The sequence below is a fragment of the Streptacidiphilus monticola genome, from assembly GCF_042658505.1.
Lineage (GTDB): Bacteria > Actinomycetota > Actinomycetes > Streptomycetales > Streptomycetaceae > Streptacidiphilus > Streptacidiphilus monticola.
Genome location: NZ_JBHSQJ010000157.1, coordinates 23184 through 38600, shown reverse-complemented (window position 1 = coordinate 38600; position 15417 = coordinate 23184). Strand labels below are relative to the sequence as shown.

The window sequence follows — 15417 nt, the reverse complement described above, 5'->3', positions numbered from 1 at the left end:
AGCCCCCGAAGGCCGGAGCTCCCCAGCCCCCGAAGGCCGCACGCGGCCTGGCCAGCCGGGCGGCAGCCACCGGGCATGCGGTCACCCCGGCGCCTGCGGGCGGCGTGGAATGCCTGCCCCCGGCGTTGGCCACGCCGACGTCTTACGCCGGGGATCGCGACGCTGCTGACCGGGGCGCCGACCCGTGCGGGCATCTGCACCCCAGGGCCGGGTGCCCGCAGGGCCCGCCCCGCCCGCGCGGGGCGGGGGCCGGCCGGGCGCGGGCGGGGCGTTTCTGACGGAGCGTCAGCGACCGGGTGCGGGCGGGGCGCTCCTGGCGGAGCGTCAGCGGGCCAGGCGCCGGAGGGCCAGCTCCGCGAGGAGCGCTGCGCCGTCCGCGAGGACGCCGTCGTCGAAGAGGGCCTCCGGCGAGTGGTTGTAGGCGGCGTCGGCGTGGTCGCGGTCGGCGGGGCAGGCGCCCAGGAAGAAGTAGGCGGACGGCACCCGCTCCGCCACGTAGGAGAAGTCCTCGGCGCCCGCCAGGGGTTGGGGCATGTCCAGCCAGCGGTCCGCGCCCAGCAGGTCCTTCGCCGTGGCGGCGAGGAACGCGGCCTCCGCCGCGTCGTTGACCGTCACCGGGTACAGCTCCCGGTACTCCGCGTCGGCCTCCAGACCGTGTGCCTCCGCGATCCCGCGCACCACCCGCAGCGACTCGCGCTTGACCGCCTCCCGCGCCTGCGGCGAGAAGGACCGCACCGTCGCCTCGAAGTAACCGTCGTCCGGGATGACGTTGTTGATGGTCCCCGCGTGCAGGTCCCCGACCGTGACCACCACCGGGTCGAAGGCGTCGAAGCGCCGGGTCACCATCGTCTGCAGCGCCAGCACCGCCTCGCACAGCGCCGGGACCGGGTCCAGCGCGGCGTGCGGGGCGCTGCCGTGGCCGCCGCGGCCGCGCATCACGACGCGCAGGGTGTCGGCGGCCGCCATCACCGGGCCGGGCCGCGAGGTGACCACCCCACCGCCGACGTACGCGGAGGAGACGTGCAGGGCGTAGGCCGCGACCGGCAGGCTGCCGGTGGCCTCCAGCACGCCCTCCTCGATCATCACGGCCGCGCCGCCCTGGCCCTCCTCGCCCGGCTGGAACATGAGGACGACGTCCCCCGCCAGCTCCTCCCGCCGCTCGGCCAGCAGCCGCGCCGCTCCGACCAGCGCCGCCACGTGCAGGTCGTGCCCGCAGGCGTGCATCACGCCCGGCACCGCGGAGGCGTACTCCAGCCCCGACGTCTCCTGCACCGGCAGCGCGTCCATGTCGCCGCGCAGCAGCACCGTCGGGCCGGGACGGCCGCCGCGCAGCACCGCGGTCACCGAGCTGAGCCGCTGACCCGTCGTCAGTTCCAGCGGCAGGTCCTTCAGCGCCTCCAGGACCCGGGCCTGGGTGCGGGGCAGGTCGAGCCCGATCTCCGGGTCGCGGTGCACCGCCCTGCGCAGCGCGGCGAGTTCGGGCTGGATGGCGGCGGCGGATGCGCGCAGGTCGGTCAAGGTGTGTCCCTCCCACGAAGTCCCACTCGGGCGACCGGGTCACGGTCGGTCAGCCAAGCTGTACCACTTCGGCGGGTACCCGGTCACCCCCGCCTCGCCCCGCGCCGCGCAGCGCCAGGGCCACTGGCACGCCGACCGCGCTGAGCAGCGCGCAGGCTCCCCACACGGCCACGTACGCTCCCTCGTCAGGCACGCCGGCCCGCAGCAGCTCCGCGTCCAGCAGGGCCGCGCCCGCCGCGCCGGTGACGGCACCGGCCAGGGTCTTGAGGGTGTTGTAGACGCCCGTGCCGATCCCCGTCTGCTCGGCGGGCAGACGCTGGATCAGCAGAGCCGGCAGCAGCGCCAGTCCGAGGCCGCCCCCGTAGCCGGCCAGCAGACCCGTCGGCACGAACCCGGCGGCCGAGGAGTGCCGCAGCGCGATGCACCCGTATCCCGCCGCCGCCAGGGCGAAGGACGCCGCCAGCACCCGCCGCGCCCCGAACCGGCGGCCCAGCCGGTCCGCGGTCACCGCGCCGAGCAGCGCGCCCAGCACGGACGGCAGGGTGAGCAGGCCGAGCAGGCGGCTGTCGGCCCCGAGCCCGTACCCGGCCTGCGCCGGCACGGCGGCCTGGAAGCTGCGGGTGGGCGCCTGCGCCCCGTACAGGACGCAGCCCAGCAGGAAGCTGAGCACGAACACCGGCGCCGTCGCCCGCCCGGCCAGCACCCGGAGGTCCACCAACGGCGTCGCGCTGCGCAGTTCCTGACGGACGAACAGGACCAGCAGGACCGCCGCGCCCGCGAGCAGCCCGGCCGTCCCCGGGGCCCCGAGCCCCAGTCCGCCCAGGCAGGCGAAGAGCAGGCTCAGTCCCAGCGAGAGCAGGCCGGCGCCCAGCCAGTCCAGCCGTCCGGTCGCGCGCACCCGGGAGTCCGGGACGCCGCGCCACGCCAGCGCCAGACCCAGCAGCGGCAGCACGGCCAGCACCCACAGGACCAGCCGCAGCGCCGAGGCCGAGGACCCCGCCTGGCCGACGGCCACGGCGCCCAGGATGCTGCCCAGCGTCAGCGTCCCGACCAGTTGGCCGATGACCCGTCCGCTGCGCTCCTCGCCCACCCGGTCCCGGACGATGGCGAACTCCAGCGGCAGCCAGCAGGACAGGAACCCGGCCAGCACCCGCCCGGCCAGCAGCACCGCGAGCGAGTCCGCGAGCGCCGTCAGCGTGCAGCCGAGGACGGTGAGCGCCAGGGTGATCCGCAGCCAGCGCCGGTGCCCCTGCAGGTCCCCCAGCCGGGAGGTGAGCGGCACCGCCATGCCGGAGACCAGGAACTCGATCCCGGTCGCCAGCGACTGGTCGCCGGCGCTCAGGTGCAGCCGGTCGGCGAGGCCGGGCAGCAGGACCGGGAAGCCGCCCTGGAGGAGGCCGCTGGCGAATTCCAGCAGCACCAGCAGGGCCACGACGCGGGCAGGACGCACCATTGCAGACTCCCTGGGTACGTGGTGTGGCGGACAGAATGGCTAACCTCGTCGGGCATGGAGCCGCACCGCACGGATCGGCAGCCGCCCGCCCGCCGCTGCACGGATCAACCATGATCGACGAACTGGACCTCGCCCTGGTCGACGCCCTCCGGCTCGACCCCCGCGCCCCGTGGTCCCGCCTCGCCCGGCCGCTGGGCGTGGACCCGGCCACCCTCTCCCGCCGCTGGGCCCGGCTGCGGGCCACCGGGGACGCCTGGGTCACCTGCTACCCCTCGGCCGACCGCCTGGGCACCGGGCTGACCGCCCTGGTGCAGGTGGAGTGCGCCGCAGGACAGGTACGGGAGGCGGCCGCCGAGCTGAGCCGCCGCCCCTGGGTCGCCACGGTCGAGGTGACGACCGGCGGAGCGGACCTGCTGCTGACCGTCGCCGCCCTCGGCACGGACGGCCTCTCCCGCGTCCTGCTCGGCGAACTCGCCACCGTACCCGGCGTGTTGCGCACCCGCACCTCGCTGGTCGAGCGCACCCTGCGCGAAGGCAGCCGCTGGCACGACGGCGCCCTCGACGCCGGGCAGCGCGCGGCCATCGCCGACCGCCCGTCCTTCCCCGCCCCCGCCCAGCGCAGCCGCGCCTGGCGCGAGGACCTGGCACTGGCCCAGGCCCTCGGCGCCGACGGCCGCGCCACCTACGCCCAACTCGCCGCCCGCACCGGCCTGCCGCCCACCACGCTGCGCCGCCGCCTGGCCGACCTCCGCGACTCCGGACGCCTCGTGCTGCGCTGCGACGCCTCCCCCGCACTCACCGGCCACCCACTCGGGACGATGCTGTGGCTGGACGCGCCCGGACACCAACTGCCCTCAGTAGCAGGATGGTTGAGCGAGATGCCGCAGACCCGGATGTGCGCGGTCACCCTCGGCACGGCCAATCTGGCCGTCTACGTGATGACTCACCACATCCAGGAGACCCGCCGGGTGGAACGCGAGCTGTCCGCCCGCTTCCCCGAGGTCCGGGCACTGCAGCGCCAGGTCACGCTGCGGACGGCCAAGCTGGTCGGCCACGTCCTCAACGAGGCCGGGCAGAGCCGCGGTTACGTACCGCTGGACCCGGTCTGAGCCGCAAGCCGGTTCCACGCCAGGCTCGCCAGCAGCGCGGCCGCGTCCGGCAGCACCGCGTCGTCGAAGCGGGCCTCCGGCGAGTGGTTGTACGCCGACGTGAAGGGATCCAGCTCGGGCGGGCAGGCCCCGAGCATCAGGTAGGCGGAGGGCACCTGCTCGCCGACGACACCGAAGTCCTCGGAGCCGGCGATGGCGTGCGGTACCTCGACGTACCGGTCGTCGCCCAGGAGTTGACGCGCCGTCCGCTCAGCGAAGGCCGCCTCGGCATGGTCGTTGACCGTCACCGGGTACCCCTCGCGGAACTCGACCTCCACCTCCAGCCCGTGCGCCGCCGCGATACCGCGCACCACCCGCACCGACTCCTGCCGCACCGACTCCCGCGCCTGCGGCGAGAAGGACCGGACCGTCGCGGAGAAGACCGCGTCGTCGGGGATCACGTTCTCCACCGTGCCGGCATGGAAGCTGCCGACGGTGAGCACCACCGGGTCGAAGGCGTCGAACCGCCGGGTCACCATGGCCTGCAACGCCGTCACCGCCTCGCAGGCCGCGGGGATCGGGTCCAGCGCGGTGTGCGGCATCGACCCGTGCCCGCCCCGGCCCCGGAAGACGACGGCCAGGGTGTCGGACGCCGCCATGATCGGCCCCGGCCGGGTGGCCACCCAGCCGTGCGGCAGCAGCGCGGCCCCCACGTGCAGCGCGTAGGCGGCGTCCAGGGGCTTGCCCGCGGCCTCCAACACCCCCTCGTCGATCATCAGTTGGGCCCCGCCGCCGCGCTCCTCCCCCGGCTGGAACATGAACACCACGTCGCCCGGCAACTCGTCACGGCGCTCCGCGAGCAGCTTGGCCGCCCCGACGAGCGCGGCGGTGTGCAGATCGTGCCCGCACGCGTGCATCGCCCCCGGAACGGCGGAGGCGTACTCCAGCCCGGGGTTCTCCTGCACGGGCAGCGCGTCCATGTCCGCCCGCAACAGGACTGCTCCGCCGGGACGCCCGCCCCGGAGCACGCCCACGACGGAGCTGAGCCGCTTGCCGGTGGCCAGTTCGAGGGGCAGGCCCTCCAGGGCGGCCAGCACCTTCGACTGCGTCAGCGGCAGCTCCAGCCCCAGCTCGGGCTCCCGGTGCAGACTCCTGCGGAGGGCCACCAGCTCACCCCGCAACGCTTCCGCGGATTCCTTCACTCTTCGCTCCTCGGTCAGGTGCACTCTCTCAGGGGCGCGAGCCTGCGGACAGTGTCCGGCTCCGCCGTATGGGCGCGACTCCCCCACCACGCGCGGAGGTCGGGCCGCCGTGTCCGGCGTGCGCGTGGCGGAGCCGGATGTGGGTGCAGCCTCGCTCCTCCAAGAGAGTGCTACCGATCCGGAGCTCGAAAGGGGAACGCAGGAAACTGGTCCGCGGGGCGCCCCTCCTGCATGTTCGCGCCGTCAGCCGGCGACCGGGCGGAGCGAGGCGCGGCGGGCGTCCGGGGTAGGCGAGCCACTCCAGGCGGGTGGCGGTGTCCGCGCCCGGCTCGGGGTTGTGGAGCACCACCGTCAGGTCGGGCCGCTCCGGTACCCGCAGCTGCGTGGCATCGACGTCCCCGGCGCGGTCACCGTCACCGGCGGCCTGCTCGCCCTCAGCTACGGCCTGTCCGCCGCTGCTGCCCAGCAGGGCTCCGGCCACGGCGACGTCCTCGGCACACTGGCCGCGGCCGCGGTGCTGCTCACGGCCTTCGTCCTCCATCGAGTCCCGTACCGCCGAACCGCTGGTCTCCCTGCGCATCCTGCGCCGCCCGACCGTCCTGTCCGGCAACCTCGGCGGGCTGACCGCCCTGTCGATGACGACCGCCGTGGTGGTCTTCGTCGGCACGCTCTACCTGCAGCAGGTCAACGCCCTGTCCCCGGTGTGACCGGCCTCGTCTTCGGCGCGATGGGCGTCAGCTGTGCCGTCACCGGCACGCTGGTCCCCCGGGCCGTCTCCCGCCTGGGCGCGCCCCGCGTCCTGGCCACCGGCCTGCTGCTGCAGGCCGTCCTCACCGCGGCGATGCTGACGATCGGTCAGGGCGCGGCAGGCACCTGGACCTTCCTGGTCCTCGGCGCGGTCGCAGGGTCCCGCACATGGCCGCCGTGGTCTCCTCCAACGTCACCGCGACGTCCAGCCTCCCGGACGACGAACAGGGCCAGGCCACCGGCCTGGTGACGACCACTCAGCAGGTCGCGATCACGCTGGGCGTCTCCCTGCTGTCCGCGCTCGCCTCCACCCGCCCCACGATCCTCTCGGGCGTCCGCCTCGGCCTCACCGCCGACGCCCTCGCCGTCGCCCCCCTGGGCCTCCTCGTCGCCCTGGCCTCCTCGTCGCCCTGGGCCTGCGCCTGCGGCGCCAGCCGCCCCGTCAGGGGCGCGACGATCGTCCACCCTTCGTGCGGGAGGTGCCCCAGCGCGACCAGCCCACCACCCGCGGAGGTTCGTCCCGCAGATCGGGTCGGACCTCCCCGAGTGGTGGGCTGGTCGCGCTGGGGGCACCCCCGAAGGGTGGGGGATCCTCGCGCCCCCGCGGGATCAGTCCGACTCCACGCCCTGCTCGGAGTCGTCCCTGTCCCTGTCCTCGTCCCCCCGCCGGTGGCGGGGAATCGGCTCCGCCAGCAGGGTGTCCACCCGGTTCCGCCGCCCGGCGGTGCTCTCCGCCGTCAGGCGGATCGCGGCGATCGGCAGCTCCTCGTCCTCGGGCACCGCCACCTCCGCGCTCGCGCCGGGAATCGGGACCCGCCCCAGCGCCTTCGCCAGCAGGCCGCCCACCGTCTCGACGTCCTCGTCCTCCAGCTCGATGCCGAACAGCTCCCCCAGCTCCTCCACCGGGAGCCGGGCTGTGATCCGGAAGGTGCCGTCGGCCAGCAGGTCCACGGCGGGCGTCTCGCGGTCGTACTCGTCGGTGATCTCGCCGACGATCTCCTCCAGGATGTCCTCGATCGTCACCAGTCCGGCCGTGCCGCCGTACTCGTCGATGACGACCGCCACGTGCTTGCGGTCCCGCTGCATCTCCCGCAGCAGATCCGCCGCCGGCTTGCTGTCCGGGACGTACGTCGCCTGCCGCATCACCGACGACACCGGGTCCGACTCCGCCTCCCGGTTCACATGGGTCCGCCGCACCAGGTCCTTGAGGTAGACGATGCCGACGACGTCGTCCTCGTTCTCGCCCACCACCGGGATCCGCGAGAAGCCCGACCGCAGCGCCAGCGTCAGTGCCTGACGCAGCGTCTTGGTCTTCTCGATCATCACCAGGTCGGTCCGCGGCACCATCACCTCGCGGACGATGGTGTCGCCCAGCTCGAAGACCGAGTGCACCATCCGGCGCTCCTCGTCCTCGATCAGGTCGTCCTTCTCCGCCAGGTCCACCAGCGCCCGCAGCTCCGCCTCCGACGCGAACGGGCCCTCGCGGAAGCCCTTGCCCGGCGTGAGCGCGTTGCCCAGCAGGATCAGCAGGCGCGGGATCGGGCCCAGCACCCGCGCCAGCGGGATCAGCACGAACGAGGCCGCCGTCGCCGAGTTCAGCGGATGCTGGCGCCCGATCGTGCGCGGCGAGACCCCGGTGGCCACGAAGGACACCAGCACCATCGCCGCGATCGACACCAGCACCGCCTGCCACATCTCCTGGAAGGAGCGGATGCAGACCACGGTCACGAAGACCGCCGCCGCCATCTCGCAGGTCACCCGGATCAGCGTGGCCAGGTTCAGGTACCGGATCGGGTCCGAGGCCATCTGCAGCAGCCGCTGGGCGCCCCGGCGCCCGCTGCGCAGCGCCTCCTCGGCGCGGAACCGGGACACCCGCGAGATCCCCGCCTCCGCGCAGGCCGCCAGCCAGGCGCAGACGACCAGCAGCACGGCGCCGACGAGGAAGCTGGTACTACTGCCGCTCATCGGGTCGTCGGGGCCGGGGAGGGCCCGGTCTCACCACGCGAGGCGCGCCAGTCGTCCAGGATGCGCTTCTGCAGCCCGAACATCTCCCGCTCCTCCTCCGGGTCCTCGTGGTCGTAGCCGAGGACGTGCAACACGCCGTGCACGGTGAGGAGTTGGAGCTCCGCGTCCATCGAGTGCCCGTTCGCGGCCCCCTGCTTGGCAGCCACCTCCGGGCACAGCACGATGTCCCCGAGGAGGCCCTGCGGCAGTTCCTCGTCCTCCTTGCCCGGACGCAGCTCGTCCATCGGGAAGGACATCACGTCCGTCGGGCCGGGCTCGTCCATCCACTGCACGTGCAGCGCCGCCATGGCCTCCTCGTCCACCACGATGACGGAGAGCTCGGACAGCGGATGGATGCGCATCCGGTCCAGCGCGAACCGGGCGACGTCGAGGAGCGCCTCTTCGTCGACCTCGGTGCCGGACTCGTTGTTGATGTCGATCGCCATGGCGGGTGCGGGGCTCAGCTTTCTCGCTTGGGCTTGCGGTTGTCGATCTTCTTGCGCGGCTGCTTGTGCTCCAGCCGCTCCTGCTCGGCGTCGTAACGCCCGTACGCGTCCACGATGCGGCCGACGAGCTTGTGCCGCACCACGTCGGTGCTGGTCAGGCGAGAGAAGTGGATGTCCTCGACGCCGTCCAGGATCTCCTGCACCACCCGCAGACCACTCGTGGTCCCGCCGGGCAGGTCGATCTGCGTGACGTCACCGGTGACCACGATCTTCGAGTTGAACCCGAGCCGGGTCAGGAACATCTTCATCTGCTCGGCGCTGGTGTTCTGCGCCTCGTCCAGGATGATGAACGCGTCGTTGAGGGTGTTGTGCGTGAGCAGGTAGTTCTCGGTCACGTAGAGCGAGTCGGCTGCGGCCACCTGGATGCACACCGTCTCCTCGCGCCCGGCGGGCTCGATGCTGTCGATGAACCGCATCGGCCGGCCACCGCCGCCCGACTGCTGGTATTTCGTCAGCTTGCGCTGCAGCCGGAAGGGTTGGACGTCCTCGGGCAGGCGGATGTCGACGATGTGGGCGTCGTGGCGGTAACGCACGTCCCGGCCCTTGGCCCTGCCCGGCTTGCGGCCGAGCGCCGGGCGGCGACGGGTGTACGCCACGCCGCCGAGCGACTGGACCAGGGCGATCACGTCGTCCCGGAGCAGGATCGACGTGGTCGTGTACTGGATGCGGCAGCTGCGTCCTGCCTGGCTCACCGGTCCGCCGTCCGAGTCGAGCAGACCCTGGAGCAACGCCAGCCGGACATGGGCGGCGTTGTGGAGGTACACCTCGGGAACGAACTTGGTGTGCGAGCGCCCGCCCAGCAGGTCGAGCTCGCGCATCGCCCGGGTGACCGGGTTCTCCAGCGTGACGACGTCGCCGGCCTCGCGCACCCGCCTGAGCGTGTAGTCGTAGTCGCCGCGCCATTTGACCTCGACGCCGGGAAGCGCGGCCTGCAGGGACTCCGCCAGCTCCCGGTCCGCCGTTGCGAACCCAGGGGTGGTCCGCCCCGTGACACAGCCGTCGCCGAGCAGCAGACCCAGCGCGTAGGGGTCCATGGGGACCGGCCGCTCGGGCATCTGCACGGGGCCCGTCAGCATCGGCAGTTCGTAGCGGCGGGCGCGCGCCGCGCGGAGCCTGCCGATCATCTCCTGGGTCTCCAGGACTCGCCACGGCTTGTTGCGCCGCTTGTCGGAGGCGGTCCGGACGGTCCACAGGTGCTCACCGCAGGCGAGGGTCCAGGACCCGTCCTGTGCGGTGACCCGGTAGACGTCCTTCTCGCCCTGCGGGTAGACGCCCAGCACAGGCGTCGGCTCGCCGTTGGAGCCGACGACCAGATCGCCCACCTGGAGCGAGCCGATCGGCCGCCAGCCGTCGGGGGTCATCACCTTCGTGAAGACCGGTTGCGCCCGGCCCCGCATGTAAGCCAGTGGCGCCACCTCGATCGTTCCCGCGGCCATGAGCCTCGGGATCGAGTCGGGGTCGATCATGTCGTGGAGGGCGTCGTAGAGCGGCCGCAGGTAGGGGTCGATCTTCTCGTAGAGCGTGCCGGGCAGGAAGCCGAGGCGCTCGCCGGCCTCGACTGCCGGGCGGGTGAGGATGATCCGGTTGACCTGCTTGGCCTGGAGGGCCTGCACCGCCTTGGCCATCGCGAGGTACGTCTTGCCGGTACCGGCCGGGCCGATGCCGAAGACGATGGTGTGCTTGTCGATGGCGTCGACGTAGTTCTGCTGGTTGAGCGTCTTCGGCCGGATCGAACGTCCCCGGTTCGACAGGATGTTCGCGGTGAAGACGGAGGACGGCGCGGCCGTGCCCTCCCGGAGCATGGCGATCGACCGTTCCACGGTGTCCTCGGTGAGCGGCTGACCGGTGCGCAGCACCAGCAGCATCTCGTCGAAGAGGCGCTGGACCAGGGCCGCCTCGGCGGCGTCGCCGGTGGCGGTGATCTCGTTGCCGCGGGCGTGGATGTCCAGCTTCGGGAAGGCCTTCTCGATCACCCGCAGCAGCGAGTCCCCGGTGCCGAGGACGGTCACCATCGGGTGCTTCTCCGGAATAACGATGCGCGCCTGGATCTGCGGGTTGTCAGAGTTCGTGGAAGTCATGGGTCGGCGCTTCGGCCTGCCTCATCCCATTTCTCTATCGGGTCCGGGTCTTCACGGAGAAGCCTACTTCGGACGGTTTGGCGGGAACACCGATGTTCCGCCTGCGGCAGCGGGGTCGCCAGTGCTTTTCGGCTACCGCAACGGGATCCGCATCAGGTCCTCGGCGAGGTGGAGTTCACCCTGGTGGAACGCCTCGGCTTCGACGCGGTGTTCCGTCAGGTCCGGGTAGCGCTGGCTGAAGTGGGTGAGCACCAGCGTCCCGACGCCCGCCGCGGCAGCCGTCTCGGCGGCCTGGCGTGCCGTCAGGTGGCCGTGCTCCTGGGCCAGCGCGGCGTCGCGGTGCAGGAAGGTGGCCTCGACGACGAGCACGTCCGCGCCCTCGGCGAGGGCTTCGACGCCCTCGCACAGGCGGGTGTCCATGACGAAGGCGAAGCGCTTGCCGCGCCGGACCTCGCTGACCTCCTCCACGGTGACCGTGCGCCCGCCGGGGAGCTCCAGGCGGCCCTCGCGCTGCAGGCGCCCGACGGCCGGGCCGGCGATGCCGAGGTCGCGCAGGCGCTCGGGCAGCATCGAGCGGCGGTCGGCTTCGGTGATGCGGTAGCCGAAGGAGTCGACGGGGTGCGAGAGCCGGACGGCGTCGAGGGTGAAGGGGGCCCCCTCAGCCTTGAGCTCGCCGCTGTCGTCGATCGGCTGCGGGCGCAGCTCGGCGCGCTCGCGGAAGGCGCTGGCGTGGCGCAGGTGCTCGAAGTACCGCTGGCCGCTGGCGGGGTAGTACACGTCCACGGGCCAGGGGACGGCGTCGAGGTTGATCCGCTGGATCACCCCGGCCAGGCCGAGGCAGTGGTCGCCGTGGAAGTGGGTGACGCAGATGCGGGTGATGTCGTGGGCGCTGACGCCTGCGCGCAGCATCTGCCGCTGGGTGCCCTCGCCCGGGTCGAAGAGCACGCCCTCGCCGTCCCAGCGCAGCAGGTAGCCGTTGTGGTTGCGGTTCCGGGTGGGCACCTGGCTGGCGGTGCCCAGGACGACGAGTTCGCGTGCGCTCATGGGGTGCTGACGGCCGGTCAGACGAGGTGGGTCTCGGAGAGCTTGCCGCCGCCGAGGACGTGGACGTGGGCGTGGAAGACGGTCTGCCCGGCGCCGGAGCCGGTGTTGAAGATCAGGCGGTAGCCGCCCTCGACGACCTTCTCCTGCTCGGCCACGCGCCCGGCCTCGGCGAGCACCTCGCCCGCGAGCGCGGGGTCGGCCTCGGCGAGGGCGGCGGCGTTGGGGTAGTGCGCCTTGGGGACGACGAGGACGTGGGTGGGCAACTGCGGGTTGATGTCCCGGAAGGCGTAGGTGGTCTCGGTCTCGCGGACCTTGGTGGACGGGATGTCCCCAGCGATGATCTTGCAGAACAGGCAGTCCGCCTGGGCCTCACCGGCCATGGTCGCCTCCCACGTGAACGTCCGATACGCAAGGCACTTTAGCGGCCCCGCCAGGGGCGCGAGGACACTGCGCGACCAGCCGACGACCCGCGGAGGTCCGTCCCCGATCAACGGGTCGGACCTCCGCGAGTGGTGGGCTGGTCGCGCTGGGAGCACCTCCCCCGAAGGGTGGGGGATCCTCGCGCCCCTGGCGGGGTGCAACTGGCTGTCAGAGCGCGGGCATCGCCGGTGGGGTGGCGGCGGGGTGCTCGGCCAGGGCGGCGAGCGCGATGCGGATGGCCTCGTCCAGCTGCGGGTCCTCGCCCGCGGCCTGGGCGTGGGGCGGGAAGGGGACCTCGACGTCGGGCGTGACGCCGCGGTTCTCCAGGGCCCAGCCGTAGCCCTCGATCCACATCGAGTAGCGCGGCTGCGTCACCGACGTGCCGTCCACCAGCGCGTAGCGGCCGTCGATGCCGATGACGCCGCCCCAGGTGCGCATGCCGACCACCGGGCCGATCTTGTAGGCCTGGAAGGCGGCGTTGACGATGTCGCCGTCGGATCCTGCGTGCTCGTCCGCGACGGAGACGACCGGCCCGCGCGGTGCCTGGTCGGGGTACGACGAAGCGCCGTGGTCGCGGACCAGGTCCCAGCCGATGATGCGGCGGTTCAGCTTCTCGATGATCAGCTGGGAGGTGTGGCCGCCGCGGTTCTCGCGGGTGTCCACGACCAGGCCCTCGCGCTGGACCTCGGCCCCGAAGTCGCGGTGCAGCTGGGCCCAGCCGTTGCCGACCATGTCGGGGATGTGGACGTAGCCGAGCCGGCCGCCGGAGGCCTCGTGGACGTGCCTGCGACGGTCGGCGACCCAGGCCTGGTAGCGCAGTTGGGACTCGTCGGCCAGCGGCAGGACCACGACGGTGCGGGACTCGCCGCCGCGGGGGGCGACCGTCAGCTCGACGGGCTTGTCGGCCGTGCCGACGAGCAGCGGGCCCGGGCCGGTGACCGGGTCGACGAGGACGCCGTCCACGGCGAGGATCGCGTCCCCGGGCCTGACCGCGACGCCGGGCGCGGCGAGCGGGGAGCGGGCGTGCGGGTCGGAGGACTCGCCGGGCAGGATGTCGACGATCCGCCAGACGCCGTCCTCGTCGGGTGCGAGGTCCGCGCCGAGCAGGCCCTGGCGCCGGGCGGCGGGGGCGCCGCCGCCGGGCGGGGTGACGTAGGCGTGGGAGGTGCCGAGTTCGCCGACGAGCTCCCAGAGCAGGTCGACCAGGTCGCCGTGGGCGCCGACGCGCTCGACCAGCGGCCGGTAGCGGGCCTGGACGGCGTCCCAGTCGACGCCGCCCATGTCGGCGCGCCAGAAGTTGTGGGCCATCAGTCGGGCCGTCTCGTCGAACATCTGGCGCCACTCGGCGGCGGGGTCGACGGTGACGCGGATCCGGGAGAGGTCGACGCGGACCTTGTCCTCGGGATTGTCGCCGTCGGCCTTGCGGTCGGCGGGGACGACGCTCAGCTCGCCGTGGTCGAGCACGGCGAGGCGGCTGCCGTCGCCGGAGACGGCGTAGCCGTCCAGCGATTCGACGAGTGTGGTGGTCTTGCGGGTGCCGAAGTCGAAGCGCTCGAGGGAGGGGCGCTCGGGCTCGGCGTCCAGGGTGGCCCGGGCGGTGCCGAGGACGCCGGCGGCGGGGTGGGAGATCCAGACGACGCCGCCCTTGACCGCGCGCAGGTCGCCGTAGCGGCCGGCGGGGACGGGGAAGGGGACGATGCGGTCGGCCAGGCCGTCGAGGTCGATCCGGGTGCCGGGGGTCCCGTCTGAGTCGCTCTCCTCCTCCTTCGGGGCGGCGAGGGCGCGTCCGTCGGGCTGGGGACCGAAGGGTGACAGGGTGTCAGCGGCAAGGGTGAGCAGGTAGGGGCGGGTGGCGGACTGGAAGGACAGGTCGAAGACGTGGGCGTCGTAGACCGGGTCGAAGGTCCGCAGCGAGAGGAAGGCGAGGTGCTTGCCGTCCGGGGTGAAGCTCGGGGAGTAGTCGTTGAAGCGGCCGTCGGTGACGGCGTGGACCTCGTCGCCGTCGAGGCGGGCCAGCTTCAGCTGACGGCGCGTCTCCTCGATGTTGAGGGCGGCGGACCAGGCCAGCCAGCCGGAGTCCGGCGAGAAGGCGAGGTCGGTGGCGTAGGCGGGTGAGCGCTCCTGGAGGGTGCGCAGCGTGCCTTCGGCGGTCTGGACGAGGAGCACGCGGCCGTCGCGGGTGGCGAGGGCGACGCGGCTGCCGTCGGGGGATGCGGCGAGTTCCTCGACGCGGCCGATCTCACCGGCGAGGATGCGGCGGCCGTCGGAGAACTCGAGGGCGTCCTCGCCCTCGGCGTCGGTGATCCAGACCGACGCGCCGTCAGGAAGCGTCTGCGGCAGGCGGTTGCGCACGCCGGGGGCGGCGGACAGGACGCGCGCGGGGCCGTCGCGGTGGGCGACCTTGTGCAGGGTGCCGCGGACCTCGATGACGCTGCCGCGGGCCTCGCCGTCGACGGACACGGCCCCGATGTGGTCGGCGGCGGGGACGGGGTGCGGCTGGCGGTTGGTGCGGGGGCCGCCGAGGCGGACCGGGATGCGGCGGGGCCGGGCTCCGTCGAGGTCGTCCAGCAGCCACAGGTCACCGCCGGAGTGGTAGACGACGCGGGTGCCGTCGGTGGCGGCGTTGCGGGCGTAGAACTCGTGGTCGGTGTGGCGGCGCAGGTCGCTGCCGTCGGGCAGGGAGGAGTAGAGCTGGCCGTTGCCCTCGTGGTCGGAGAGGAAGGCGATGCGGTCGCCGATCCACAGCGGGGAGTCGAGGGAGCTGTCGAGGTCGGCGTGGACGCGGGTGAACTCGCCGCCTTCGGTGCCGATCCAGAGCTTTCCGGCGGTGCCGCCGCGGTAGCGCTTCCACCAGGCGGGCTCGGTGTGGTGGGCGGAGCGGATCAGGACGCGGTCGCCTCCGGGTTCGAAGGCGAGGGCGCGCATGCGTCCGAAGGGCAGCTCACGGGCGGGGCCGCCGTCGAGGGGGACGGCCCTGGCCCAGGCGTTGGCGCGGGAGCGGCGCCCGGCGGCGCTGACGGCCAGCACCTCGCCCTGCGCGGTCCAGCCGACGACCCAGGTCATCGGGTTGCCCCAGTGGGTCAGCCGCCGGGAGGGGCCGCCGTCCACGGGGGCCACGTGCACCTCGGGCGCGCCGTCGCGGGTGGAGGCCCAGGCCAGGGTGGTGCCGTCCGGGGAGAAGCGGGGGTGTGCCGCGGGCACCCGGTCGGCGCTCAGGCGCCAGGCCCGGCCGCCGTCGAGGGGCGCCACCCACACGTCGTCCTCGGCGACGAAGGCGACCAGGTCGCCGTGGAGGTGCGGGTAGCGAAGGTAACCGTCGGTCTGCGAAGTCTCCGTCACGCAGCGAACGATAAGCGC

At 73.4% G+C, this 15417-nt stretch carries 12 protein-coding genes; 3 read left to right on the top strand and 9 right to left on the bottom strand.

Annotated elements, in window-relative coordinates; genetic code table 11:
* Positions 1-324: 324 nt before the first annotated feature.
* Together ACFP3V_RS29770 and ACFP3V_RS29765 are read right to left on the bottom strand one after the other, a co-directional pair.
* Positions 325-1518, bottom strand: coding sequence for a M20 metallopeptidase family protein (locus tag ACFP3V_RS29770; RefSeq protein WP_380590227.1), 1194 nt, complete (start codon positions 1516-1518; stop codon positions 325-327).
* Positions 1519-1567: 49 nt separating this feature from the next.
* Complete coding sequence (locus tag ACFP3V_RS29765) at positions 1568-2971, bottom strand: MFS transporter (RefSeq protein WP_380590225.1); 1404 nt, start codon at positions 2969-2971, stop codon at positions 1568-1570.
* Positions 2972-3081: 110 nt separating this feature from the next.
* Here ACFP3V_RS29765 and ACFP3V_RS29760 point away from each other — a divergent pair, with 110 nt between their 5' ends.
* Complete coding sequence (locus ACFP3V_RS29760) at positions 3082-4080, top strand: Lrp/AsnC family transcriptional regulator (RefSeq protein WP_380590222.1); 999 nt, start codon at positions 3082-3084, stop codon at positions 4078-4080.
* On the opposite strand, the gene ACFP3V_RS29755 is transcribed toward ACFP3V_RS29760, so the two are convergent.
* A complete protein-coding gene (locus tag ACFP3V_RS29755; protein ID WP_380590219.1) occupies positions 4056-5261 on the bottom strand; it encodes a M20 metallopeptidase family protein in 1206 nt (401 codons plus the stop codon). The two genes, ACFP3V_RS29760 and ACFP3V_RS29755, sit on opposite strands and share 25 nt — an antisense overlap.
* A 383-nt stretch (positions 5262-5644) precedes the next feature.
* Here ACFP3V_RS29755 and ACFP3V_RS29750 point away from each other — a divergent pair, with 383 nt between their 5' ends.
* Both ACFP3V_RS29750 and ACFP3V_RS29745 read left to right on the top strand, forming a co-directional pair.
* Positions 5645-5968 carry a hypothetical protein gene (locus tag ACFP3V_RS29750; RefSeq protein WP_380590216.1) on the top strand — a complete coding sequence of 108 codons (324 nt, stop codon included), beginning with the start codon at positions 5645-5647 and terminating at the stop codon, positions 5966-5968.
* Positions 5965-6258, top strand: a complete 294-nt coding sequence (locus ACFP3V_RS29745; protein ID WP_380590214.1) for a hypothetical protein — start codon at positions 5965-5967, stop codon at positions 6256-6258. Before ACFP3V_RS29750 ends, ACFP3V_RS29745 begins: the two co-directional genes overlap by 4 nt.
* 359 nt (positions 6259-6617) lie before the next feature.
* Here the strand turns inward: ACFP3V_RS29745 and ACFP3V_RS29740 are convergent, their stop codons facing one another.
* The 6 genes from ACFP3V_RS29740 to ACFP3V_RS29715 all read right to left on the bottom strand — a co-directional run bounded on the left by ACFP3V_RS29740 (position 6618) and on the right by ACFP3V_RS29715 (position 15399).
* Complete coding sequence (locus tag ACFP3V_RS29740) at positions 6618-7973, bottom strand: hemolysin family protein (RefSeq protein WP_380590211.1); 1356 nt, start codon at positions 7971-7973, stop codon at positions 6618-6620.
* Positions 7970-8458, bottom strand: coding sequence for an rRNA maturation RNase YbeY (gene ybeY, locus ACFP3V_RS29735; RefSeq protein WP_380590208.1), 489 nt, complete (start codon positions 8456-8458; stop codon positions 7970-7972). Before ybeY ends, ACFP3V_RS29740 begins: the two co-directional genes overlap by 4 nt.
* Before the next feature lie 14 nt (positions 8459-8472).
* Positions 8473-10530: a PhoH family protein gene (locus ACFP3V_RS29730; RefSeq protein WP_380590230.1), complete on the bottom strand. Its 2058-nt coding sequence runs from the start codon at positions 10528-10530 to the stop codon at positions 8473-8475.
* Positions 10531-10728: 198 nt separating this feature from the next.
* Positions 10729-11640, bottom strand: a complete 912-nt coding sequence (locus ACFP3V_RS29725; protein WP_380590205.1) for a ribonuclease Z — start codon at positions 11638-11640, stop codon at positions 10729-10731.
* A 17-nt stretch (positions 11641-11657) separates the two neighbouring features.
* A complete protein-coding gene (locus ACFP3V_RS29720; RefSeq protein WP_380590202.1) occupies positions 11658-12020 on the bottom strand; it encodes a histidine triad nucleotide-binding protein in 363 nt (120 codons plus the stop codon).
* 208 nt (positions 12021-12228) lie between these two features.
* Positions 12229-15399: a S41 family peptidase gene (locus tag ACFP3V_RS29715; RefSeq protein ID WP_380590199.1), complete on the bottom strand. Its 3171-nt coding sequence runs from the start codon at positions 15397-15399 to the stop codon at positions 12229-12231.
* Between the last annotated feature and the right edge of the window lie 18 nt (positions 15400-15417).

Excerpts from the sequence above, each read along its gene's own strand:
- ACFP3V_RS29765 (WP_380590225.1), bottom strand. The coding sequence starts at position 2,971 with ATGGTGCGTCCTGCCCGCGTCGTGGCCCTGCTGGTGCTGCTGGAATTC.
- ACFP3V_RS29760 (WP_380590222.1), top strand. The coding sequence starts at position 3,082 with ATGATCGACGAACTGGACCTCGCCCTGGTCGACGCCCTCCGGCTCGAC.
- ACFP3V_RS29740 (WP_380590211.1), bottom strand. The coding sequence starts at position 7,973 with ATGAGCGGCAGTAGTACCAGCTTCCTCGTCGGCGCCGTGCTGCTGGTC.
- ybeY (WP_380590208.1), bottom strand. The coding sequence starts at position 8,458 with ATGGCGATCGACATCAACAACGAGTCCGGCACCGAGGTCGACGAAGAG.
- ACFP3V_RS29730 (WP_380590230.1), bottom strand. The coding sequence starts at position 10,530 with ATGGTGACCGTCCTCGGCACCGGGGACTCGCTGCTGCGGGTGATCGAG.
- ACFP3V_RS29725 (WP_380590205.1), bottom strand. The coding sequence starts at position 11,640 with ATGAGCGCACGCGAACTCGTCGTCCTGGGCACCGCCAGCCAGGTGCCC.
- ACFP3V_RS29720 (WP_380590202.1), bottom strand. The coding sequence starts at position 12,020 with ATGGCCGGTGAGGCCCAGGCGGACTGCCTGTTCTGCAAGATCATCGCT.